19 protein-coding genes are annotated in these 23,870 nt (G+C 68.8%); 13 read left to right on the top strand and 6 right to left on the bottom strand.

Annotated features, from left to right (window positions below; all coding sequences use genetic code 11):
* The first annotated feature begins 64 nt into the window (after positions 1 to 64).
* Positions 65 to 457, top strand: a complete 393-nt coding sequence (locus N7E59_RS02420) for a DUF3499 domain-containing protein (protein WP_261623320.1) — start codon at positions 65 to 67, stop codon at positions 455 to 457.
* A 171-nt stretch (positions 458 to 628) separates the two neighbouring features.
* Here N7E59_RS02420 and ahcY read toward each other — a convergent pair whose 3' ends face one another.
* From ahcY to N7E59_RS02435, 3 genes are all read right to left on the bottom strand, one after another.
* On the bottom strand, positions 629 to 2,098 hold the full coding sequence (ahcY, locus tag N7E59_RS02425) for an adenosylhomocysteinase (protein ID WP_261623321.1): 1,470 nt from the start codon (positions 2,096 to 2,098) through the stop codon (positions 629 to 631).
* 190 nt (positions 2,099 to 2,288) lie between these two features.
* Positions 2,289 to 3,107 carry an RDD family protein gene (locus N7E59_RS02430; RefSeq protein ID WP_261623322.1) on the bottom strand — a complete coding sequence of 273 codons (819 nt, stop codon included), beginning with the start codon at positions 3,105 to 3,107 and terminating at the stop codon, positions 2,289 to 2,291.
* A gap of 49 nt (positions 3,108 to 3,156) precedes the next feature.
* Positions 3,157 to 3,726 carry a dihydrofolate reductase family protein gene (locus N7E59_RS02435; RefSeq protein WP_261623323.1) on the bottom strand — a complete coding sequence of 190 codons (570 nt, stop codon included), beginning with the start codon at positions 3,724 to 3,726 and terminating at the stop codon, positions 3,157 to 3,159.
* Between the two features lie 101 nt (positions 3,727 to 3,827).
* On the opposite strand from N7E59_RS02435, the gene N7E59_RS02440 reads away from it, so the two are divergent.
* The 5 genes from N7E59_RS02440 to N7E59_RS02460 all read left to right on the top strand — a co-directional run bounded on the left by N7E59_RS02440 (position 3,828) and on the right by N7E59_RS02460 (position 10,051).
* Complete coding sequence (locus N7E59_RS02440; RefSeq protein WP_261623324.1) at positions 3,828 to 4,820, top strand: stage II sporulation protein M; 993 nt, start codon at positions 3,828 to 3,830, stop codon at positions 4,818 to 4,820.
* Positions 4,821 to 4,944: 124 nt separating this feature from the next.
* Entirely contained in the window at positions 4,945 to 6,870 is a 1,926-nt protein-coding gene (locus tag N7E59_RS02445; protein WP_261623325.1) for a TIGR01906 family membrane protein, read from the top strand.
* Positions 6,870 to 7,280 (top strand): hypothetical protein, encoded by a 411-nt coding sequence (locus N7E59_RS02450; RefSeq protein ID WP_261623326.1) that lies wholly within the window; start codon positions 6,870 to 6,872, stop codon positions 7,278 to 7,280. The genes N7E59_RS02445 and N7E59_RS02450 overlap by 1 nt, the downstream gene beginning before the upstream one ends.
* Positions 7,281 to 7,289: 9 nt before the next feature.
* Positions 7,290 to 8,933 (top strand): glycosyltransferase, encoded by a 1,644-nt coding sequence (locus N7E59_RS02455; RefSeq protein WP_261623327.1) that lies wholly within the window; start codon positions 7,290 to 7,292, stop codon positions 8,931 to 8,933.
* A gap of 38 nt (positions 8,934 to 8,971) precedes the next feature.
* On the top strand, positions 8,972 to 10,051 hold the full coding sequence (locus N7E59_RS02460) for a hypothetical protein (RefSeq protein WP_261623328.1): 1,080 nt from the start codon (positions 8,972 to 8,974) through the stop codon (positions 10,049 to 10,051).
* 7 nt (positions 10,052 to 10,058) lie between these two features.
* Here the strand turns inward: N7E59_RS02460 and N7E59_RS02465 are convergent, their stop codons facing one another.
* The 3 genes from N7E59_RS02465 to N7E59_RS02475 are packed head-to-tail and all read right to left on the bottom strand — an operon-like array spanning position 10,059 to position 15,197.
* The gene (locus N7E59_RS02465; RefSeq protein WP_261623329.1) at positions 10,059 to 12,731 is read right to left on the bottom strand and encodes an ATP-binding protein; all 2,673 of its coding nucleotides are present in this window, start codon (positions 12,729 to 12,731) and stop codon (positions 10,059 to 10,061) included.
* Between the two features lie 41 nt (positions 12,732 to 12,772).
* Positions 12,773 to 13,963 (bottom strand): sugar-transfer associated ATP-grasp domain-containing protein, encoded by a 1,191-nt coding sequence (locus N7E59_RS02470; protein ID WP_261623330.1) that lies wholly within the window; start codon positions 13,961 to 13,963, stop codon positions 12,773 to 12,775.
* 31 nt (positions 13,964 to 13,994) lie between these two features.
* Positions 13,995 to 15,197, bottom strand: coding sequence for a sugar-transfer associated ATP-grasp domain-containing protein (locus N7E59_RS02475; RefSeq protein ID WP_261623331.1), 1,203 nt, complete (start codon positions 15,195 to 15,197; stop codon positions 13,995 to 13,997).
* Positions 15,198 to 15,295: 98 nt separating this feature from the next.
* Here N7E59_RS02475 and N7E59_RS02480 point away from each other — a divergent pair, with 98 nt between their 5' ends.
* From N7E59_RS02480 to N7E59_RS02510, 7 genes are all read left to right on the top strand, one after another.
* Positions 15,296 to 17,005 (top strand): asparagine synthase-related protein, encoded by a 1,710-nt coding sequence (locus N7E59_RS02480; protein WP_261623332.1) that lies wholly within the window; start codon positions 15,296 to 15,298, stop codon positions 17,003 to 17,005.
* A gap of 10 nt (positions 17,006 to 17,015) precedes the next feature.
* Positions 17,016 to 17,444, top strand: a complete 429-nt coding sequence (locus N7E59_RS02485; protein WP_261623333.1) for a hypothetical protein — start codon at positions 17,016 to 17,018, stop codon at positions 17,442 to 17,444.
* 123 nt (positions 17,445 to 17,567) lie between these two features.
* The gene (locus N7E59_RS02490; RefSeq protein ID WP_261623334.1) at positions 17,568 to 18,680 is read left to right on the top strand and encodes a CapA family protein; all 1,113 of its coding nucleotides are present in this window, start codon (positions 17,568 to 17,570) and stop codon (positions 18,678 to 18,680) included.
* A 305-nt stretch (positions 18,681 to 18,985) separates the two neighbouring features.
* On the top strand, positions 18,986 to 20,008 hold the full coding sequence (locus N7E59_RS02495; RefSeq protein ID WP_261623335.1) for a hypothetical protein: 1,023 nt from the start codon (positions 18,986 to 18,988) through the stop codon (positions 20,006 to 20,008).
* 130 nt (positions 20,009 to 20,138) lie between these two features.
* Complete coding sequence (locus N7E59_RS02500) at positions 20,139 to 21,998, top strand: acylphosphatase (RefSeq protein ID WP_261623336.1); 1,860 nt, start codon at positions 20,139 to 20,141, stop codon at positions 21,996 to 21,998.
* A 142-nt stretch (positions 21,999 to 22,140) separates the two neighbouring features.
* Entirely contained in the window at positions 22,141 to 22,728 is a 588-nt protein-coding gene (locus tag N7E59_RS02505; RefSeq protein WP_261623337.1) for a hypothetical protein, read from the top strand.
* Between the two features lie 134 nt (positions 22,729 to 22,862).
* Complete coding sequence (locus tag N7E59_RS02510; RefSeq protein WP_261623338.1) at positions 22,863 to 23,732, top strand: hypothetical protein; 870 nt, start codon at positions 22,863 to 22,865, stop codon at positions 23,730 to 23,732.
* The last annotated feature ends 138 nt before the right edge of the window (positions 23,733 to 23,870 follow it).

The raw sequence follows: 23,870 nt of genomic DNA on the forward strand, positions 1-23,870 counted from the left end.
GCGGCTCAGACACGGACCGCGAGCGACGGACCGGTCCGAGCGACGCGGGCTACAGTGGTGGACTGTGGATTCTTCACGACGCTGCACGCGCAGCGGCTGCGACAGCCCCGCGGTCGCCACGCTGACCTACAGCTACAGCGACTCGACCATCGTCGTCGGGCCGATGAGCACCTATGCCGAGCCGCACACCTACGACCTGTGCGCTCCGCACGCGGACACCATGAGCGCTCCGCGGGGGTGGGAGGTCCTGCGCCTGGAGTACCCGTCCACGCCGCCGCAGGCTCCCGACGACCTGCTCGCCGTCGCCGACGCGGTGCGCACCCGGGAGAACCCGACAGTGCCCCCGGCGGGCGGCTCGCAGGAGAGCACCGCGCGGGAGAGCCGAGGACGCATCGAGCCGCCCGCCTCCGACGCCGCCCTCACCCGCGGACACCTGCGCCTGCTGCGCGACGACTGAGCCTCACCCACCCGCGCTCGCCGCACTCGCTGCCCCGGCCTGCTCCGCCCCCGCTCGCTCCCACCCCGTTCATCGGGGGAGTGAAACTGGCTCCGACACGCCGCCGGGAGGCCCCAGACTCGCTCCCTCGATGAGGGCGGAGGCCGGGGCTCAGCGAGGGAGCCTGCCTGCTCAGTAGCGGTAGTGCTCGGGCTTGTACGGCCCGGCGACGTCGACGCCGAGGTAGTCGGCCTGCTCCTTGGTCAGCTCCGTGAGCCGGGCGCCCACCGCGTCGAGGTGGAGCCGTGCGACCTTCTCGTCGAGGATCTTGGGCAGCACGTGGACGTCGGTGGAGTACCGGTCCTCACCGGTGTAGCCGCCGGACTTCCCGTACAGCTCGACCTGAGCGATCGTCTGGTTCGCGAAGGAAGAGCTCATCACGAACGACGGGTGCCCGGTGGCGTTGCCGAGGTTCAGCAGCCGCCCCTCGGAGAGCACGATGATCGAGCGGCCCTCAGGGAACACCCACTCGTGGACCTGCGGCTTGATCTCCACCTTCTCCACGCCCTCGACGGCGGCGAGTCCGGCTATGTCGATCTCGTTGTCGAAGTGCCCCACGTTGCCGACGATCGCCTTGTCCTTCATCCGGCGCATCTGGTCGGCGGAGATGATGTCCTTGCCCCCGGTGGTGGTGATGAACAGGTCGGCGGCGTCGACGACGTCGTCGAGCCGGGCCACCTGGTACCCGTCCATGGCCGCCTGCAGAGCGTTGATGGGGTCGATCTCGGTGACGATCACCCGTGAGCCCTGACCGCGCAGCGCCTCGGCCGCGCCCTTGCCCACGTCCCCGTAGCCTGCGACGACGGCGGTCTTTCCGCCCAGCAGGACGTCGGTGGCGCGCATGATGCCGTCGGGCAGCGAGTGTCGGATGCCGTACTTGTTGTCGAACTTCGACTTGGTGACCGAGTCGTTGATGTTGATCGCCGGGAACAGCAGCCCGCCCTCGCGCGAGAGCTGGTAGAGCCTGTTCACCCCGGTGGTGGTCTCTTCGGTGACGCCGCGGATCTGCTCGGCGATCCGGGTCCACCGGGAGGGGTTCTCGGCCAGGGACCTGCGCAGGGTCTCCAGCACGATCCGGTACTCCTCCGGGTCGTCGGCGGTCGGGGAGGGCACCGCGCCCGCGGCCTCGAACTCCACGCCCTTGTGCACCAGCATGGTGGCGTCTCCGCCGTCGTCGAGGATCATGTTCGCGCCGTGGGAGGCGTCCTCGTCGACGCCCGGCCAGTCGAAGATCTTCGCCGCGGCCCACCAGTACTCCTCGAGGGTCTCGTCCTTCCAGGCGAAGACCGGCACGCCCCGGGGGTCCTCGACGGTGCCGTGCGGCCCGACGACGACGGCGGCGGCGGCCTCGTCCTGGGTGGAGAAGATGTTGCATGAGGCCCATCGGACCTCGGCGCCCAGCGCGGTCAGCGTCTCGATGAGCACCGCGGTCTGCACGGTCATGTGCAGGGACCCGGCGATGCGCGCACCGGCCAGCGGCTGCTCGTCGGCGTACTCGTGGCGCAGGGCCATGAGCCCGGGCATCTCGTGCTCGGCCAGCCGGATCTGGTGGCGGCCGGCCTCGTGCAGCGAGATGTCGGCGATGCGGTGCTCGAAGCTCATCGGGGAGCGGCTCCTTCGGGAGGGGAGGTTCCGGGGCGGGCGGCCGATCCGGGACGGTGTCTGAAGGTCCCGGTGCGCCGCGGGCTCAGCCTATCGCGGGACTGAGCGCCCCCTGCGGTGCGGACGTCATACGGCGTCCCGGGCGCGCTCTCCGGGTCGTTCGTGCAGAGCCGCTCGGGAACAGAGCGCCTCAGGAATAGGGCAGCCGGTGCAGTCGGCGGCCGAGTTCGTCTCCGCGCTGCTGGTTCCGGCGCATCCTGCGGTACTCGCGGTTCCGCCGCTCGGCCATCACCGCGACCAGGAAGTCGAAGGAGCTCGACGGCGGAGGCGGCGGGGAGACGTAGGGCCGCAGCTCGGCGGCGAGGTCGTCGGCGGTGCGCTCCAGCACGGACCGGTTCCCGCCCCGGCCGGCGCGCTCGGCGGTGCGCAGCAGCCGGGAGATCCGCATCGCCAGCGGATCCGGGACGCGTCCGACGTCGACCATGTGGGTCCAGGAGGTCATGTGCTGGGGTACCGGCAGCATCATCGGCGGCACCGACGGCTGGCGGGTCAGGATGCCGTAGGTGCCGGCGACCATATCGCCCAGGCGTTTGCCGCGGGGGCTGAGGACGCCGCAGATGAACGCCACGGAGCCGAAGGTCATGAGGATCTCGAACGGTGCGAGCAGCCCGCGGATCAGGGCGTGGCGGAGGCGGATGGTGCCGCCGTCGTCGCGGACGATCCGCACCCCCATGATGAGCCGGCCCAGGGATCGGCCTCGGGACAGCGTCTCCACGGCGACCGGAACGATGACGAACGCGGTCACGAAGGTGGAGAGGATGACGGCGGCCTCCATCGCCGGGTCCCCGGCGATCTGCACCGTGCCGGAGAGCATGCCGAGCAGGAACATCATCACGACCAGAATGGTGAAGTTCACGGCCCAGTCGATGAGGCAGGAGACGCCGCGGCTCAGCACGGTGGCGGTGGGCAGCTCCAGTCGGACGGCCTCGCCGGTGACCACAGTGCTCATGGCCTCACGCTAGCCCATCCGGGCCGCCCGGCACCCGTCGTCTCGGACGTCAGCGTCGTCGCGGACGGTGGTGGAGGTGGACGGTGCCGTCGTCGAAGACCCGATGCTCGACGAGCCGCAGCTCGAGCCGCAGATCCTCGGGCAGCGCGCGGAGCCCGCCTCCCAGGGTCTGTGGGGCGATGAACGTACGGAGGTCGTCGACCATCCCCGCTCGGAGCGCCGGGGCCGCGGTGGTGGGTCCGAAGATCTCCACCTCACCTGCGGCTCCCTCCACGAGGCGCGCCAGGTCGGGGAGGCTGAGCTCGGGCAGCAGTCGGTCATGGTCGGAGACCAGCTGGTCGTGCCGCAGGGTGGAGGAGACGACGATGTGCGGCACCTCGCGCCACAGGTGGGCGAACTCACGCTCCTCGGCGGTCCATGCCTCGCCCTCGGGTTCGGTGTGCCAGTACCGCATCAGGTCGTAGGTGCGTCGGCCCATGATCTCGGCGGAGAGGGCCCGCACCCTCTCGACGTGGTGCCGGAAGACCTCAGGGGTCGGTGCGCCCCACTGGAAGTCGCCGTCGGCGTCGGCGACGAAGCCGTCGAGCGAGACGGTCGTGGTGTAGCTCAGAGTCCCCATGCTGCGGTCTCCCTCCGGTCGATCTCCGGCCCTCGGCCGGGCCGGCGACCTGTGCTCATCCTCCTGCGGTCGGGGGTGTGCCGTCAGGTAGTCTCGGCCGGGTGGACACCGATGCGTTCGTCGCCGTTCATCAGTCGGAGTGGGACCGCCTCGCCGCGCTCTCCGACCGTCGGCGACTGACCGCCGAGGAGGCGGACGAGCTGCTGAGGCTCTACGAGCGGACCTCCACGCATCTGTCGATGGTGCAGGCGGTGGATCCCGGCGGGCCCCTGGCCGCCGGACTCTCCTCCCGGCTCGGACGGGCCCGCACCCAGCTGACCGGGGTGGGGGAGAACGTCTTCGTCTCCGTGGCCTACTTCTTCGCCCAGACCCTCCCGGCCGCGTTCTACCGGATCCGCTGGCTGACCGTGATCGTCGCCGTCGGTTTCCTGATCACGGCGGTCTGGTACGGCCAATGGCTGGCCGGTCACCCCGACGTCGACGTCATCGTCCCGGCCGAGGTCCGTCAGCAGTACGCCGATGAGGACTTCGTCAACTACTACTCCGAGCATCCCGGGTCATCGTTCTCGGCGCAGGTGTGGACGAACAACGCGTGGATCGCCGCGCAGATGGTGGCCTTCGGGGTCACAGGGGTGTGGGTGCCTTACGTCCTGTTCGTCAACGCGTCCGGGGTGGGCATGGCCGGGGGCATCATGCACGAACAGGGCGAGGCCGCGGCGTTCTGGCTGAACATCCTGCCGCACGGCCTCATGGAGCTGACGGCGGTGTTCGTGGCGGCGGCGGCCGGTCTGCGGATCTTCTGGGCCTGGGTCGCTCCGGGTCAGAGCCGCCGGCTGACCTCCCTGGCCCGGGAGGGTCGGCGGCTGATCACCGTGGCCGTCGGCCTGGTGCTGGTGCTGCTGATCTCGGGTCTCGTGGAGGGCTTCGTCACCCCCAGCGAGGTGCTGCCGTCCTGGGCGAAGATCGGCATCGGTGCGCTGGTGCTCGCCGGCTACTGGGCGTATACCCTGATCCTGGGAGGACGTGCCCATCGGGCGGGCGTCACCGGGGACATCGGCCGGTACGACGCCGGAGCCGAGGAGCTGACCGCCTGAGCTGAGCCGTGCGTCACATGTCGATTCCGCGGCACTCCGAGGAATCAGCCGGTCAGAGCAGGCTGTGGTGCGTACCCTCGATGCTGAGAACCTTTGCGTGCTGCGGCAGACGGGAATGGAACCTATGAGTGAGAACGACCACCGCGACCACCACGGGCGTCGGTCGGACGAGGACTTCGAATCGGGCCTCGACTACGGCGCCTTCGCCGAGGACGGTGAGACCTTCCCGGAAGACCGACCGGACGCGGCCCCCGCGCCGGCCAACTCCGACCGCGGTCCGGAGCAGGAGCGCCGGGAGCGCGAGGAGCACGCCGATGAGGACATCGCCGCCGACGACGGCGACATGGTCTTCGACAGGCGGCCCGAGCCCGAGCCCGCTCCCGCCGAGGAGGCGCCGGCGGCGGAGGACCGCCGTGACGACGCCGTCGACGAGGACGGCCTGAGCGACGACCCGGTCTTCGACCAGGACGCCGCTCCGCCGGCCGCCGTCGCCGCCGGATCCGACCGGGAGGAGCGGCTCGACGATCGACCCGACGGTGAGACCTCCGAGGTCGACCGACACGCTGAGGTCGACCGGCACGCCGAGGTCGACCGCGACGCTAAGGCTGAGCGTGGTGACGAGCACGCGCATCACGACGGGGCGACAGATCAGGCTGTGACGACCCCGGTGCCGGCGCCCGTCCCGGTCGGGGAGGGGCTCGAGGACCAGGCGACCCGCCCGATCGACCGGCATCAGGCCGACGGCGACGAGCAGGCCACGCGTCCGATCAGTCGGCACGAGGCCGACGGCGACGGCGACGAGACCCGCGACCTCTCCGCCGTGTCGGCCGAGACCCGGGACCACGGGACGCGCACCGACGACACGCACGACACGTACGACGAGCACGCCCGCGACGACCGTCCCAGGGACGAGCGTCACCGGGAGGACCTCCGTCACGACGAGGTCCGGGACGACCACCGCCGGGACGACGACCACCGCGACCACCACCGCGATGGGGTCCACGCTGAGGACGCGGACCGTCCCGGCTCCGGGCACGGAGTCGGTGCTGCCGGGGCGGCCGGAGCAGCCGGAGCAGCCGGTGCGGCCGGTGCGGCGGCAGGGTCCCGGCGCCGGGACGACGACCCGGTGAGGGACCGGGGGGAGACCCACCACCGCACCGGTGAGGAGATCACCGACCAGGACCTCGATGAGGAGGTCCGCAAGGACAAGCGCGGCGCCTCGCGCTTCCTGCAGGTGCTGCTGGCGATCTTCGTGCCGATCCTGCTCATCGTGGCCGCCGTCCGGATGGTGGCCTCCCCGGTCTTCCTGTGGGCGGCCTACAACCGTCCCGGCTTCCCCGAGGACGACTTCGGGTTCTCCACCGGGGATCGTCTGGTCTACGGGTCCTATGGCTTGGACTACCTCTTCAATGCGGCGAACTCCCGCTACCTGTCCGAGCTCACGGCCGAGGGTGACAGCCTCTTCACCGACGCCGAGGTCAGCCACATGACCGATGTGAAGATCGTGGTGCTCATCGCCATGGCCGTGGGGCTCGTGCTGCTCCTGCTGGCCGTGATCTTCGGCCTGCTGCTGCGCAGGTGGCGTCCCGGCGGCTTCGCCCGCGGCGTGTTCGCCGGCGCCTGGGTCACCATCGGACTGCTGGTGGCGCTCGCCGTCGTCGCGATCCTCGCATGGGAGGCCTTCTTCGACGCCTTCCACCGGGTCTTCTTCGCCGACGGCACCTGGACCTTTGCGGCGGAGGACACCCTGATCCGCCTGTACCCGGAGCAGTTCTGGATCGACGCCGCGATCGTCCTGCTGGCCCTGGTGCTGCTGATCGCGATCATCGCGCTGATCATCACCTGGCCCACCAAGGCGCGCCGGGCACGTCGCCGCCAGCGGCTGGAGGAGGTCTACGCGGTGCGCCGCGAGAAGCTCGTCGACGATCTCAACCGGGACGCGGAGTACTCCGACTCGCACTACGGAGCCGCCCACGACTACGACCGTCCGGCTCATGACCGTCCGGCGCACGACGGACCGGTCCGTGATCGCGCGACGGACGGTCGGTGATGGATGAGATCCTCAGCCTGCTGAAGCGGACTCGACTGCTCAGCGGACTGTTCCTCGTCACGGCCGGGATCACGGTCATCGGCCTGATCCTGGCCGCCTTCGGGCTGCGCACCGCAGGGCTGCTGGTGGTCCTGGTCGCCACACAGGTGCTCATCGCCGGCGGGGTGGTCATCCACTATCGGTCTCTGCTGCTGCGCACTTCGGGCACCGGCTCGCCGGCGGCGGAGGCGGCGCCGGCGGGACCGCGGACGGAGGACATCGTCGCCGCGCTGCGCGGAGAGCTGGACTCGCGCAGCCGGCACGAGCAGGAGCTGACCCGTCTGCTGCGCGAACAGCGCGAGACCACAGCGCAGACCCGCCGCGCACGCTTCGCCGACGAGTTCGCCGACTTCCCGTCGCCGCGGGACTGAGCCACCGGGATGGCCACCGCACCGCAGCGCACCGACGGACGCTACGACGTCGACGTCGTCCAGCTCTCCGACTTCCGGCTGCCCGGGGGCACCACCAGCAGCATCGCCGAAGAGGTCCGCGCCCAGTCCGCGGCCGGCATCACCACCGCCCTGGTCCACACGGCGGGGAACATCACGAACCACCCCCACCCGTGGAGCGCCCACATCCGCGGTGTGCTGGACCTTCCGCATGTGCGTGTGGCCACCCACCGGGACCGCCTCCACACCAAGCTGCTCGTGATCCGCCACCCCACGGTCATCTGGTCCACCATGGCCACCTTCGACCGCATCAGCGCCGACGAGGTCGTCGTGGTGGTCAACCACGCGGCCGTCGACGCCGCCGGAACCCGCCACTACCCGGTGGAGGAGACCGACCGACGGGTGCGCGACCTCTTCGGTCGGGACCCGATCTGGGCGCCCATCGGACCGGTCGTGCGGGGCACCGTGCTCGAACAGACGACCCGTGTGCCGCTGCGGGAGTCGGACTGGGTGAACATCTTCCGGGTGCCCGACGACCTGGGGACCCGCACCGGCTTCCTCGGCGATCGACCCATCATCGGCCGGCACTCCCGCCCCGAGCCGGGCAAGTGGCCCGCCACCCGCCGGGACATCCGTGCCGCCTACCCGGACTCAGAGAAGTACCAGGTCGAGATCCTCGGAGGCGCCTGGGCCGCAGAGAAGATCCTGCGGGGGAGGCCCGAGCACTGGCACGTGGTCCCGTTCGGGGGCGAGGACCCGATGCGGTTCCTGCAGCGGATCGACTTCTGGGTCTACATGCACCACCCGGACCTCAAGGAGGCCTTCGGACGTGCGGCCATGGAGGCCCTGGCCGCCGGCTGCGTGGCCGTCATGCCTCCCTACATGGAGGAGCTCTTCGGCGACGCCGCCCTGTATGCGATGCCGCAGCAGGTCACCGGGATCGTGGACGCCCTGTGGAAGGACCCCGAGAGGTTCCTCGCGCAGTCCCGCCGCGCCCAGGAGTTCGCCCGCTCCTTCACCCCTCAGATGCACATCGAACGGCTCGGGGAGCTCGGCGTCCACGCCCCGAAGACACCGCCTGCGGAGAAGGAGCTCGCCGTGCCCCGACGACTCGACGGACCGACCCTGGTGATCAGCACCCAGGAGGAGGCCGCGGCGACCGCCGCCGCCGTCGTCGACGGTCTGCGCACGCCCCGGCGCGGTGCCGCATGGGTGCGGATCGCCGAACGCCCGACGGCCTCCGGTGGCTCCGCCGCGGCGTCCGACGCCGCATCCGACGCCGCATCCGACTCGGCCGGGGAGGCCCCGACGGTCAGGCCGGACGTCGAGATCTCCTCCCAGGCCGGATTCAACACCCATCATGCGGCCTGGAGCGACTACCTGGGGTCGCGGCTGACGCAGCTGGTGGGCGCGCTTCAGCCGGGGCGCGTCGTCGTCGTCGGCCCGACGGCGGACGATGCGCTGGTCCTCGCCGCACGCCGCGCCGGGACGAGCAGCTTCTGGGTGCGCCCGCCCGGAGCCCGGGAGCTCGACGAGGAGGCGATGACCGCCGCACGGAGCTTCTCACGCACGTTCTCCCCCGAAGAGGCGGAGGACCTGGACACGGTGCTCGAGGGCATCGTCGCCCAGCGATAGCGGCGCCGGACCAGGTCTATCGACGGAACGACAGGAGCATGACAGCGATGCACCACACCGAGGACGAGGCCCCCGTCAGCGCTGGCTCGTGGGCGTCCGGGCTCGAGGCATGGGCCCGCGGACGCTGGTCCGAGCGGATGATCCCCGCGGACCGGACGATGGCGTTCGCGCCCCAGGGCACCGAACGTCCGCGGGCCTTCCGCGACGTGCCGGTGGTGATCCTGGTGATGACCCGAGCCACCGAGCGCCTGCACAGGGCGCTGTTCCGCAGCGTGGAGCTGCTCCGCGAATCGACCTACGGATTCCGGGCGGTGCTCTTCACCGACGACGCCGGCGTCTTCGCGGACGCCGATGTGGACTGGGTACTCGAACACACCGTCTCGGAGGCCGACTGGGCCCAGATCTCGTCGGAGGACTGGCTCAGCTCCGCCGCCGCACACCTGGGATGGGCGCAGCTGCAGTACGGAGCCTCGCTGGTGCTGGCCCCCGAGACTCCGGACCAGGTGCGCGCCGCCGTCGCCCGCCTCGGTGCGGCGTTCCACGCCGCGGAGAAGGTGCGTCGCACGGCGGCGACCATCCTCGAGGACGAGCTCCAGGGTCTCGACGACACCCAGGACCTCTCCTCCCGACGCACGACCTCGGCGCGCGGCTGGTGGGGCAGGCTGGGGACCGGCCGCTCCACGGTGCGTATCGCGCAGTCCGAGGGTGCGCGGATGAAGCTGGTGATCGCCCGGGCCGACCGTTCCGCGGGCCTGCTGATCGGCCCCGGCGGCACGGCCGTCGACGCGTTCCTCGCCGAGGGGCGAGCGGCGGGCTTCTCCACCGTCAGCTTCGACGTCGAGGTGGGCACCGACTCCGCCGTCGTGCAGTCCGGGTTGGAGACCGCGATCCGCGCGGCGGTGGAGACCCTCGGTGCGACCGGCCCCGCCCTGTTCGTCGCCGCGGCCACGTCGAACCCGGACCGGGCTGCGGACCGGGGGCTCGACGGGGTGATCCGGCTGGGCGGAGAGTCCGAGCCCCACGAGCTGACGATGTCCTACGGCTCGGCCGTGGAGTTCGAGGCGGGGAGCGTCGGGGACGTGCTCCGCCGCCTGGTGCGCGTCCACCGCGGGGCGTGACCGGCTCTCAGCGGCCGAGGCCGGCCCCCGAGACCTCCTCCGGAAGCAGCCGGTCGAGGAACTCCTCGATCCTGCCGGCGAGCATCCTCTCCTCCGCACGGATCCGAGGGGACAGGGACATCCCCTCGACGAGGACCTGAGGCTCATCGCCGTCGGCTGACCTGGTAATGACGACATCGACTACGGCCCATCGCAGCTGCGGCACGGCCTGAACAGCCGCATCGGCGAGTTCCGCGGCCCGGCGGAGGTCGCTGTGATCGACGTCGGCGTCCTGCGCGGAGAGGACCGTGAGGACGGCTCCCGTGTGGACGAACAGGCGCAGCCGCGCGCCGGCCGGCGCCTCCTGCACGATCCAGCGCTCCTGCCGATCCCAGTCCACGTCGTCTGCGTCGTCCGCCTCGCCGTCCGCCTCCCCATCGGACTCGCCGTCGGTCTCATCATCGGCCCCCTCGCCACGTCGGTCGTCGATGCCCGCCCCGACCGGACGGGTGCCGCGTCCCGCCCAGGGGGAGCTGTAGGGGGTGGCCAGCAGCGGTCCGCGGAGCTCGGCCGTCTGCAGATCCTGTGCATCTGCGACGACGGCGGCGGGCACCAGCGGGACGCCTTCGTGGAGGAGCAGCCGCCTCAGAGGGCCGAGTCGATCGGCGGTCCGACAGGAGATCGCGAGATCCCGTCCCCCCAGACCGCGGGCGCTGATCGGTGCGGTCCCGCCGTCGGGTGCCGAGAGGGAGCGCAGCCGCGGACCGCGCCGCGAGACGGTGAGGCCCCGATGCTCGGCATAGGCGAACAGGAGCCGCGCCGGAGAGGTCACCTCGCCGTCGACGAACGGCAGGTCCTGCAGTCTGCCGGCCTCGGGATCACCGGTCGGCGGTGCGAGGTCTGAGGTCCACGGCTCGAGGGCCCCGGCCGCATGCTCCTCACGGAGCATCCAGGCATGACCGGCCACGTCTTGGGAGGCCCCCGAGGAGGGGAACGTGGCGCTGCCGTAGCCGGCGCGCGAATTGACCTCTAGCACGTAGACGTCCCCGGTGCCCCGTTCGACCATCAGATCCACTCCGCCCCAGCGCAGCTCCGGGACTGCGGCGACGGCGGCCACGGCGGCGTCGCGGATCCTGCCGTCGGACAGGTGGGACACTTCGGCGATGTCCCCTCCGCTGCTCTGCCCGCCCACGGAGCCGACCGTGACCAGAGCACCGACCGGCGGGACGTCGTCGGCCCGCCACCCCTGGGCCTCGAGCACCGACTCGGCGGTCCGGTCGAGCACGACGTCCATCCCGGCCAGGCTGAAGATGGTGCTCCGGTAGGCGTTCCGCTCGGTCACCAGCTCCTCCACGGTCGATATGCCGTCGCCCCAGACCTGCGGGAGGGTGCGGGCGGTGATGGAGATGCAGTGCTGTGAGGAGGCCATGACCCGCAGCTCGGTCTCGATGTCGACGTGCTGTTCGATCATGATCCGCCGGCTGTGCCGTCGGGCGCGTCGGTAGGCCTCGACGACGGAGTCCTCGTCCCGCAGGTCGGTGCTCACACCGAGGCCCTTCTCCCGGTCGGCGGGTTTCAAGGTCACCGGCAGTCCGATGCGCCGGGCCTTCTCCCAGGCCTGGGCGGGGGAGCGGACCAGGGCGGCGTCGGTGACCGGGACGCCGGCGCGGCGCAGGTGCCGGTTGGTCTGGAACTTGTCGGTCGAGATGCTGGCTCCGAGCTGTGAGCTGTGGGCCAGGTATCCGTCGATGAGGAATCGCCCGGCCGAGGTCGTGGCGACAGCCGCCCTGGCGGAGACCCAGCTGATCTGCGCCCCGGCACGTGCGGCGGCTTCGGCGTTGAGGGACGCGCCCAGATGCCTGCTCGGGGAGAACCGCTCCAGTCCGCGCCGGATGGCCCCGTGGGCGCGGAAGGGTTCGGTCTCGTCGGGGTCCCGCCCGTCGAGGAGCCCGGTCGGCGGCACCGGACGGAACCCCGGCTCCCAGGTGCCCAGCGGCAGGCGCAGGTGGGCGCCGAGCTCGTCCTCGGCGGTGCGGATCTGCGGATCGGCGAAGCTCCAGCCGTTCGGAGACGCTCGACGCAGGCGGTCAAGGAGGCATTCGAGGTCGGTCCCGTCCGTCCCCGTCCCGTCCTCGGCCAGCGGGTACAGGGCAAGCGTCATGCTGCGGCGGTCCGGGGTGCCCGCGACCTCCAGCACAGTCCGCACGTGCCGGGTGTCACCGGGGGTGAGCGCCCAGCGCCGTCGGCTGCGCAGCGCCTGGAGTCCTGTGCCGGGGCCGAGGACGAGATCCGCCTGTTGGTCGAGCAGGTGCTGGATCTGATGGAACCGACCCGGGGTGTGCGGACGTCGGCCCTCGGGCTCGGCAAGGACGATGTTCCACGCCTCAGGGTCGACGGCGACGGTGGGCGGAGGGGTGTCGGGCCCTCCCCAGGCGCGGGGACGATGCACGAGCAGTTCGCCGCCGCCGAGCGTCTCCGGCACCGGGATTCGTGTGGGCACCTGATCCTGCTCGGCCGCGGGGCGCGGCTCGGAGGAGTCGACGACGGCGTCGACGCCGTCGCCGGGAGCGGCCTCGGAAGGTCCGTGGCGGTTCCTGAGCCAGCGGCCCAGCCGCGTGACGAGTCCCGCCGGTCGGTCCGCCCCGTCCTCGAGCTGCGCGAGGGGGCGCTGGGTCAGCAGGACGCGGAACGGCGGCGGCATGACGTCATTATCCCCGACCCGGGCGTTCCGGCGGGGAGTGGTCAGCGGAGGTCACGGGCGCGGACGACGCCGCGGCGCAGGAAGTACTCGCGCGCTCTGGGATCGGTCAGCAGGGGTCGGTGGACCTGCAGCACGTTCATGCCCGAGTTGATGTTGGCCTCTAGGATGACAGGCCCGTCGGGTCCGATGATGATGTCCCATCCGACGTACTCCATGAAGCTCAGCCGGTTGGCCGCATCCAGGATCATCGCTTTGGTGGTCTCCCAGTGAGGGACCTGGGCGCCTTCGAGGGCGGCCCCGGAGTCGGGGTGGTGGGTGTACCAGACCGGTGTGCGGTCCTCGGGGAGCTGGGCGGCCCGGCTGAGCCGTCCGGTCTCGATGTCGATCTCGGCGCTGAGGCCCCCCTGGGTCCAGTTGTCGACGTGGTTGGACTGGGAGGTGCCGATCCGCTGCACGGCGGTGAGGATGAAGGGCTCCCTGCCGCGGGAGAGGTCCGGCATGGTCAGCACGCGGATGGTGTTGGTCGATCGCGGGTTCAGCGCGGCCTGCTCGGGGGCCTGCTCGACGGCGGCCTCGAAGAGCATGGGCCGCTTGCGCCGCTCGATCCAGGCGCGGATGTCGGAGACCTCTGCGGGCTCGCCGTTCATCACATACCCGTCCTCGGTACGGCGGATGGCACGCACCCACCGGCCCTCGGCGCCCTGGGCAGGCTTGATGAAGATGCGGCTGCCCACCTCGATCCGCGAGTCCAGGAACTCCTGCAGGGGGACTCGGTCGTCCTGCGGGAACACATGGACCGCTCCGCGGGAGTAGAGCCCCAGCAGCGGGACGGTGTCGGAGTCCAGGCCCAGCTGGTTCATCAGCAGGAAGAAGCTGAACTTGTTGTCCAGGACCTCCTGCAGGTCCGGGTGGACCATGTATTTGGTGCGCGTGTAGCGCTGCACGTCGGTGATGTAGTCGCGCGGGTCGTTGTGCTCGAGGTCGTAGAGGGTGACCGAGCGGGAGAGGAAGCCGCGGCGCCACCAGGCGGGCCGCCGCTGGTCCCAGGAGGTCTCCCAACGGAACTCCTTCCGCAGGAACTTGCGGTAGTCGTCGGCGTAGCGCTTCACCGCCCGATAGTCCTCGCGCAGCAGACGCGGGTCCTGCCGGCCTCGCCGGGCCAGCTGCCGCGCCTTGCGCGCGACCCGTCGGGTCAGGGACATCGGGGCGGGGTTCTGCTCAGCGGAGGTCACCGGGCCATCGTATCCACTGCCGCTGGGGGCCTCAGACAACGCCGCGCTTCTCGAAGTAGCGGCGGACCCTGGGGTCGGTGAGCAGGGGACGGTGGACCTGCAGGACGTTCATCCCGGAGTTGACGTTGCCTTCGAGGATCACCGGTCCGGTGGGGCTGATGATGATGTCCCAGCCGATGTACTCCAGGAAGTTCAGCCGCTGGGCGGCGTCGAGCACCAGCTTCTTCGTCTCCTCCCAGAAGGGCACCTCCACGCCCTCGATCTGGGAGCCGACGTCGGGGTGGACGGAGAACCATTCCAGCTCGCGGCTCTCCGGCAGCCGGCTGGCCTTTCCGAGTCGGCCGGTCTCGATGTCGATCTCGGCGCTGAGCCCGCCCCGGGTCCAGTTGTCCAGGTGGTTGGACCTGGCGGTCGCGATGCGCTGCACGGCGATGACGATGAACGGCTCCTTGCCCCGGGTGATGTCGGGCATGGTGAGCACGCGGATGGTGTTGGTCGCCTCGGGGTTCAGGGCCGCCTGCGCCTCGGCCTGGGGGACGGCGGCCTCGATCGCCATCGGGCGCGGCCGTCCGCCGAGCCAGCGGCGGACCTCGTCGAACGTCGACGGAACCCCGTCCATGACGAACCCGTCCTCGCCGGTCCGACGGATCGCGCGCACGTGCTTGCCCTCGGCGCCGCGGAAGGGTTTGACGAACACCTTCTGGCCGATCTCCAGACGCTCGGTGAGGAAGTCGGCCAGCGGAATGCGCTCGTCCTCTGGGAAGACGTGGACGTCTCCGCGCGAGTGGATGCCCAGCAGCGGGACGGTGTCGGAGTCCAGGCCCAGCTGGTTCATCAGCAGGAAGAAGGTGAACTTGTTGTGGAGCACGTCCTGCAGGTGGGGGTGCACCATGTGCCGGGTGCGGGTGTAGCGCTGGACGTCGGAGACGTAGTCGCGGGGGTCGTTCTGGTCGAGGCCGTAGAGCGTGGCCGAGCGGGAGAGGAACCCGCGTCCCCACCACAGCGGCTGTCGCTGGCCGAAGGAGGTCTCCCAGCGGAACTCCTTGCGCAGGAACTTCCAGTAGTCCTCGCGGAACCGGCGGCCCCTGCGCAGCGTCCGGCGCCAGTCTCTGCGCTGGGCGTCGGCCCGGAGTGCGGCCTGCTTCGACCGGCGGAGCACTCTTCGTGCCAGGGAGGGTCCTGAGGAGGGGTTCTGAGAGGTGTCCGGCGAGGGGTGCCGCGGGGTTGATGCCATCCGGGTCGAAGCCTCCGGTGCCGGGGATGTGGACTGTTAGGATCCTACCAATCTCGACGTCGTCGTATCCGGAGGAGCCCGCGTGCACCAGGAGCACCGTGTCTGAGCCCACCCGAGTGTGCGGGATGATCGGAGCCGGCGCGGCCGCCCGCGTGCGAGCCATGGCGGAGACCCTGGGTCTGAGCACGGATCCGCAGTCGGGGGACGTCGTCGTGCAGGAGGACGGGCTCTTCGTCGTCGGTGCCGGGATCACCGCTCGCCCGCAGGCCGCGGGCCGCGCCTGGATGTTCAGCACGGCCACCCCCTCGGCCGACCGGCTGGGTCGGACCCCGGTGGAGTGGGAGCAGGCCGCCCGGGAGGTCGACGTCGCCGGACTGGTCCGCGACGAGCAGTCACGGGTGCTCCTGCACGCCTCGGTCTCCGGGGTTCAGCCGCTCTACGTGGAGGTCCACGACGACGTCGTCGTCTTCTCCACCCGCCTGGAGCCGCTGGTCCGCACCGCCTCCGGATCCCTGCGGCCGGACTGGTCGGCGTGGGCCGCAGTGCTCGGCGCGGGGGCCCCGATGGCCGGGCGCACCACGGTCGAGGGAGTGCGCCGGCTGGCGCCGATGCAGGCCGTCGTCGTGGAGCATGGTCGAGCGCGGACGATCAGCGCACCCTGGACGTGGGAGTCTGTGACCCCCGAGGCGGGCCTCGACCGGGAGACCGCGGCGCGACGCGGTCTGACCGACGAGATCGTCGAGGTGCTCAGCAGCGAGGTGGCCGCAGTCGCCGAGCGGCCGCTACAGCCCATGCTCTCCGGCGGCCGCGATTCACGGATGCTGACCGGGCTCGCCGTGCGGGCGAGCGACGCCGACTCTGCACCGGTGACCGCCTGGTCCACCAGCTCCGACATCGGTCACACCTTGGAGGAGCTCACCGGGTCACAGGTGGCCCGCCTGGTCGGGGCCGAGCAGCAGATCGTGTCCGGGCGTCAGGACCGGTTCCCCGAGGACTTCCTCGACTATGCCCGGGCCACCGGGTTCCAGGCCTCCTTCCACGTGTGGCTGATGCCCGTGGCGCGGCGGCTGGCGGCTGAGCCCGGCACGATCCTCGACGGCCTCGGCGGGGGAGTGTTCCTGGGCGGGGGCTTCCCCGACGATGAGCGGCTCCTCGCCGTCGGGTCCACACCTGATGCTCTGGTGGAGAACCGGTTCGCCCGAGCCTGCAAGTACCTGAAGGCGGTGGAGGAGCTGCTGACCGCCGAGGCGGCGCAGGCCGTCGCCGCCCGAGTCTGGGAGGACTTCCGCGGGGTCGCCGAGGCCTACGCCGACCACCCCAACGGCGCCACCCTGACCGCGTACCTGACGCGCACCCTGCCGGGGATCAGCATGGCCCCGGCGGCCGTGCTCGGCTCCTCGCGTCCCACCGCGGTGCCGATCATGTCCGATGCGGTGGTCTCCCGCGCCCTGCGGGTCCCGCACGAGGCCAAGCGCGGCGGCGCCTGGTATCCCGATCTGATGGAGCGGGTCCACCCCGAGTTCCGTCGCATCCCCACCGCCGCGGAGCTGACGCGGAGCCGGCAGCATAAGCGCCGCGGAGCCGCGATCGAGGCCGCCCGATGGTATCGGGACCTGGTCCTCGCCTCACCGGCGGCCGCACTGTTGGGGCCGCAGCTGGGGCAGGGGTCGCCGGAGGACTGGCAGCGGCAGCTGGAGGTCACCGGCGGTCAGCACGTGATCCGCGGACTGGCGCTGCTGGCGCTGTGGTTCGACGAGCACGAAAGTTGCCTGGTCGAGACCGACGTGGCCGCGCTGAGCGGCAGCTGAGGAGGACGTCATGATCACTGCTGAGCCGCTGGCCCTGTCGGTGCTGAAGTCGATGCGGAACCGTGGCCGGGCCGTGACGCTCACCGTCGCCGAGCATGGGACGCTGGACGAGGCCGCGGTGGAGATGCTCATCGACTGCGAGCGCCGCGGCGTGCGCGCGGTGCTCTGGGTGAGCCGGGTCGACGAGCTGGACTCACCGCTGGTCGGGCTGGCCACGCACCTCGCCACGGACGACGCCTCCCTCCTCGCCCGCTGCGTCGAACGCATCGGGGAGGAGCGGGCGATGCTGGTCACCGATCTTCGTCAGGCCGAGGCGAGGGCCGCGGCGGAGAGGCTGCCGCCGGGCGACCGGGGCCCAGCGAGTCGCGCCGAGAAGGCCGTGAGGCGGGCACGGCGGACCGCCCGCCGCGTAGTTCGCGGTCTGTGGCGAAAATCGTGAGTGCCGACAGACGGCAGAGGCGGTTGGAGGAGTAGAGTGTGGTGCTGCGGCTGGTGTGCCGCCGGTACCGCCGAGGTCGTCGATGATGGTGGTCGGCCGGGGGACATACGACTGGAGGAATCTATGGCCGAGAGTACATTCCGTATCCTGCTGTTGGGTGACGTGCACTTCGGGGAGAGCTACCGGAGAAGCGCCAAGATCCTCGCGCAGCGCGGGTACGAAGGCGGGTTGGAGCACCTGAGTCGATTCACAGAAGCTGCCGACAGAGTGATCGCGAATCTGGAGACACCGCTCGTCGATCCGGATGAGCATGCGTCCCCTATGGCGGAGGTGCGGTCGTACCTCCACTGGGGAGACCCGGAGTGGACAATCGCCACACTCAAGGGGCTCGGCGTAGATGCCGTCAGCCTGGCCAACAACCACACTTTGGACCGTGACGTGTCCGGGTTCCTCGCTACGCTGGACGTTTTGGCCGAGAGGAATCTGCCGTACATCGGAGCCGGTCGCACGCGGTCGGAGGCGGATGAACCGTTCGTGATCGACCTCCCCGCTGAGGTCGGGGGAGGACGGATCTCGCTGCAGGCCTCCTACAGCTATCAGCGTTCCAAGGACGAATTTCACTTCTACGCCGGCGAAGACTCACCCGGATGCGCGGCCGTGTCGCCGCGACGAGCTTCGCGTATGACTCTCCCTGACGTCGGTCCTGACGCCCTCCATGTGGCGTTCCCGCATTGGGGACCGACTTACCGCTGGCGGAACGAGCGGCAGGTGCAGACTGCGGAAGCACTCATCGGCAGCGGGTACGACCTCATCGTCGGCCATGGAGCACACTGCCTGCAGGAGTTGGAGAGGATCGACGGTGCCTGGGTCCTCTACGGCATCGGAAACGGACATTTCCAGGCCCCGGGTCGATACGCCCGTGCAGCGGACGAGACCGGGATCCTCCCCTTGAGCCTATGGACGATGCTGGAGGTCACAGCTGACGGGGAAGGCAGTCGGCGAGTTCGACTTCGCCTGTATCCGGTGAAGGCCGACAACAGGGAGACGGACTTCACCCCCGGTCCGGCATCTCCTGAGCAGTTCGACCGGGTTTATGACGAACTCCGGCGCCGCCTGGAAGACTCGGCAGGCGATTCGGCGAATCCCGGTATCGACGCCGACCACGACGACCTCGGTCACCATCTCGTGGTGGAGGCGGGTGTCTGGCCCCCGAATGGGCGGCTATCTCTCAGCTGATGAATCGACCACCGGCCGGATGTGACATAGTATTCGGCGAGCCGTGGGGACGAACGAGCTGAATTGATCCGCTCGACATATGGTTGTAGGAATCGCCACTTCGGCGCAGTGCTAGACCGGAAAGGTGACGACTGGAGATGATAGACGGACCAGAGGGCCACGTGCTGAGGGCCGGAGTTTCGTTGCCGGCCAGGCTCTTGGACGGCTACGAAGTGCATCGGGCGGCCCTGTCGCACGGACTGAATGTGCTGGCCCTGCCACGACAGGTGCTTCTGGTCAGCGAAGAGGATCCTGTGCCGGGAGCCATGTCCTTCACCCACGGGGTTCCGGAGGCATCCGGCCTCTCTGCGGTGACCTTCGCTCAGGACCACCGGTTGTCACGGGCCCTGCTCGAACGCGCTGGTGTGCAGATCCCCAAGGGCGCGTCCTTCTCGTGGAGGAGTATCCAACGAGCAGGACGCTGGGCGACCAGGCTCGGGTATCCTGTGGCCCTGCGCGAAGGAGTGGGTGAGAAACCGGCTCGGTCGGTGAGACATATCAACAGCGATGATGAGCTCCGGAAAGCCTTCAGTGAGCTTCGGCTGCGTGACAAGGCGGATCGGGCCCCTGGAAGCAACCCTCTCGTCGCCGGCTACGCGACGACGAGACTCACATTCACGCTCGACGAGGAGGGCAATGAGGTTGCTCCCCTGCGTTCACGGATGTTGGTGGAGGAGGATCCTGCTGGTCGCGCTCTGCGCGCCTTCGTCGTGGGAGGGAGAGTCGTCGCCGTGGTGGAGCTGGACGACGACCAGACCAGCGGGGTGACGGATGTGACCGGTGACGTCCCGGACGCGGTGGCCGATGTCTTCGTACTTGCCTCAGAGGCCATCCCGGGCCTGGCATGCGCGACCGTCGATGTTCTCTGGTCGGTCGAATCCACAGACCGACCTGTCCTGGTGACCGGTGTCTCCGAGAGGCCTCGTGCGGAGACGTTCGCCGTGGCTGACGACCGGCTCAGCGAGGTCATCGGTTCAGCCGTCTTCGAGTCCCAGGCCTCGAGTTCAAGCCTCACTCTGGGACCGCAGCTCGACGACGTGTCCTGCCGACTTCAGGTGGAAGGCCTGAGGCAGGCCCGTCGGGTGGCTGACATTCTGCCCGAGGTCTTCGCCGAGCACGACGTCGACTTCGTGATTGCGCGCGTCGACGAGGTCACAGGAGACCTCGAAGCGACGGTCGCCGGATCTCCCGGCGTCTTGGCGGCCCTGATCGAGCTCCTCATGGCCGGAGAACTCGCCGACGATAAGGCGGCAGCGATCGAAACTTCGAAGGGACCAGTAAGTGTCTGACGCAGAGAGCACCGGTCAAGGTACTGAATCTCGCCGGACGGGCCGACGTGCCACCATCACCATGGTCCGGTTGGTGAGGTTGCGCCGTCACGAGACCGGACACAGACCCAGCAGAATCTACGCGCAGATCGTGGGAGACCATCCCGAAGGTCGAGTGTCGGGGAACGGTCACGCCGAACTGATGTCGACCGGTGAACATGTCCTGTTGCCCAAAGATGCGTGGGAGACGGGGGAGTCGGTGCTGGGTGCGCTGATCGGTGAGGACATCCTGCTCGGACACGAGCGCGACATCCGTCGCCTGATCGCGAAAGTCATCGATGGCGCGAGCATGTCGGGCGACGACCACACCGACATCGATACGCAGAATGACCCTGACGACTCCACGGAGGAACCGAGCTACGAGGCCCACTATGTGGTGCTGAGGGCCGTGAAGGAAGCCCTATGGGCGTTCTTCGTCGGCCAGCCTGACGAACATGCAGACAATGAGCTCGGAAACCTGTTGAACAGCAGGATGGACCAGGTGTCTCGATACTTCGTCGCCCCGTCACCGGCGGCCCCGCGCTACGAGGGCGAAGCCGCCAACGCATTCGTCGACGCCCCGTTCATCAAACCGCTGCCCAAGGATGGGACGAAGGGCCATCTGCTGGAACGTGAAGCCCTGCGGTACGGCATGTCGAGCACGAGGTATCCGAACGGTGCATTCGTCGTGAAGGACCCGTTGAGTCAGCGGGAGCTGGGCTTCAAGTGGGGTCGAGCGCCTTTGGCAAGCGGTGTGGCTCTGTCCATCTGCAGTTATAAGGAAGCCACTCGTCGCCTCCTCAAGCGTGTTGATGTGCCTGTGCCTCAGGGCCGGGTGTTCTCGGCCGATGACGGCGACTTGGCGTTGGACTATGCAGACCGTATCGGCTACCCCGTAGTCTGCAAGCCTGTGGCAGGACTTCGCGGGATCGGAGTCGTTGCGGACATCGGCAGCCGGGCGGAGCTGGAAGATGCCCTGGAGCTCTATCGGAAGAGCCAGCTCGGCGACGACGACTTCGTCATCGAGGAGCACGTGCCGGGGGAGGACTATCGCATCGTGGTCATCGGCGACCGTGTGGTCGCCGCGGTCGTCAGAGCTCCCGCTTCGGTCACAGGTGATGGAACCCACACCGTTGCAGACCTCATCGAATACAAGAACAGGGCTCGACGGGAGAACCCTCATCTCAGTTCGAGGCCGATCACCTGTGATCCGGCCCTGGAGTACCAGCTGAAGCTGCACGGTCTGACCTACTCGTCGATCCCAGCAGCCGGACACGAGGTCACGCTGGCGAACTCGGCCAACCTGTCGCAAGGCGGAGACAGCTTCGAGGTTGCGAACGAGCTCCATCCCTCGATCAAGGAACTCGCCGTCAAGGCGGTCGGTTCTGTACCTGGCCTCGGCTTCTGCGGCCTGGACATGCTCATCGAGGACCACACGAAACCGGTGTGGGAGCAGACAGTCACTGTGATCGAACTCAATGCTCACGCCGCCATCGGCAGTGCGCAGTACCCGATGTGGGGTACACCGGCGCCGGTGGCGAAAGCACTGTTCGAGGCGACGTGTGAGGATGCCGGCGTAGACCTGCCGATGACTCAGAGCGAAGAGCTCTCGCTCGCCCTGACCATCCGTGGTCGAGTCAAAGGAGTCAAGTATCGAAAGTGGTTCCATCGTCGAGCCTGCGAGTTCGGGTTGGACGGTTATGTGGAGAACAGAGGCAGGAATCGTGTCCAGGCTGTGATCTCGGGAGATGCAGACGCAGTGTCTGCGCTGTGCTACCTGGCTATGCAGGGTCCGGAGAAGGCAATCCCCACCTCCGTGACGGCAATGCCGACGTCGGTCGACGTCGATCCGGGCTTCTCGATCCGGCGGGAGGAAAGCCGAGATACACAGAATAGGATCTCGCCGCTGGTGATACTCAGGCGTGCCGTGTCGGCATTCCTGCGGCGTGGCAAGAGTGTCATCGCATCCTGAGCCGTCTCGACTCGGCTGTGTGCTTCGTGTCGCCTCTCTGGCTAGCGGGTTTCGCGATGTGGCTCTGCTAGCCTTGAGATACGCGTTGGTGAACGGTTCTTGATTACGATCCTTTTCTCAACGTGCTGGAGGGGACAGTAGCATGGAGCACGACGTCAGAGGTGCCGGGGCCGTCACTAAACGCGACGCAGCGGGTATCTTCGCCGCAGTGGTATTCGCCGGATTCCTGTTCGCACCGTTGCGTCACTACGTAGGTGATCTGTCCGACGTCGAGCAGGCCAAGAAGGAGAAGGACTCGTTTCCGTTCTCGACGTATCCGATGTTCACCGCCTACCGCCACGGGTGTCAGTCGATTCCTCATGTTGTGGGTTTCACGTCCGACGGGTCGCGGGTACATCTCGATTATCGTCACTTCGGATCCGGCGGTCTCAACCAAGTGCGGCGGCAGATCAGCCGCGCGATGCGCAGGGGACAGGCGACTCGTGTCGCACAGCGCTATGCCGATGCTCTGCGGCGTCGGGCGCGGTCGCGTGAGAAGGATGTCATCGAAGTCGCTGTGGTACGGAGTCGGTTCATATTCGACGAGTACTTCGGCCACGGAGCTGATGGAGCGACGAATCTGCCCTTCAGGGAGCGTGTCCATGCGACGTGTGTCGTCGGGGGGCAGGCAGTCGGTTTCGATCCGCCGATACGATGGAAATCAAGAGGATTGAGTACTCGACAAGAGTGAAGCTGAACGGGGCCGCGTAGCGCGATCTGACCGTCGCACGGTCCTGGACTGCAGATGAAGAACTGACTGAGTCGCACGGATCGAGGAGACGTCCAGTGGAGAGAACGGCTACGGGGCGACGGACGATAGTACGCGTGGTGGACCACCTTCGTCCCGCGGCATTGCCCATTCGTCCCGCAGTTCCCAGGATCGGCATCGGCGTGTTCTCCGCCGTGTCGAACTTCAAGCGTCGGCGAATGATCCGAAATCTGCATCGGCAGGACAGTGACCGCTTCGCACCTGTGGGCGTGTGCCGGGTGCTGAAGGTCCCCTTACCTCCGAATGTCGCTGACGCCATCTGGGAGGCGGCTCAGGTCACCAACTTCCTGACGACCCTTGGTGTCGGGCATCGGGTCTTCGGACCGCTGAACGTGGCGTTGCAGTGGTGGGCTCTCACCTACCGCCAGTCCTGGGGCATGTTGCACCACAACGACAACATGATGCTCATGCATCAGTGCGTGCTGGGTGTGACGCGCTCTGCGGACGCCTTGTCCGTCGATGCTCTTGTGCGCCATCGTCAGATTGCTCCGACGAACTTCGACCGATCCTATGGTGGAGTCCTCACGGCTATGAACCTGGCGACCGTCGCGGTGTACTTCATCTCCGGCGTCGCCAAAGTGCGCAGCCGGCACGGCTGGAAGTGGGCCGATGGTCAAGTCCTGCGGGATCAGATCGCAGCTGATGCGATTCGCAAGGAGGTGTTCGGATCGAAGCCTCCAACCGCTGCAGGGACACTGTATCGATCGCAGGTCCGCTTCGGCGCCCTATCAGTGATCGCCTTGGCGGTCGAACTTGGTGCTCCCCTCTCACTCGTTCACCGACGGGCCGGACAGGTCTTCTCCGTCGCGGCTTGGGGGATGCATATAGGGATACGCGTAGTGATGGGCATCAAGTTCACCTATAACGTGACGGGCGTGAGCTATCTGCCGTACTGGCCGGTCGGACGCCAGTTGCCTATAGGTTGAGAAACGTCGTCGTGCCTCATCGGGTGCACGATGGTTGACGGTCGAGCGACCATGGTGCTGCGAGTCCGTTCAGGTTGGGTGCCGTTGTCGCGCGTCGGGATTCTTGGCAGGGCTGTTGAGTCAGTCATGAAGGAGATT

The sequence above is a fragment of the Nesterenkonia marinintestina genome (genome assembly GCF_025420485.1).
Classification (GTDB): domain Bacteria; phylum Actinomycetota; class Actinomycetes; order Actinomycetales; family Micrococcaceae; genus Nesterenkonia; species Nesterenkonia marinintestina.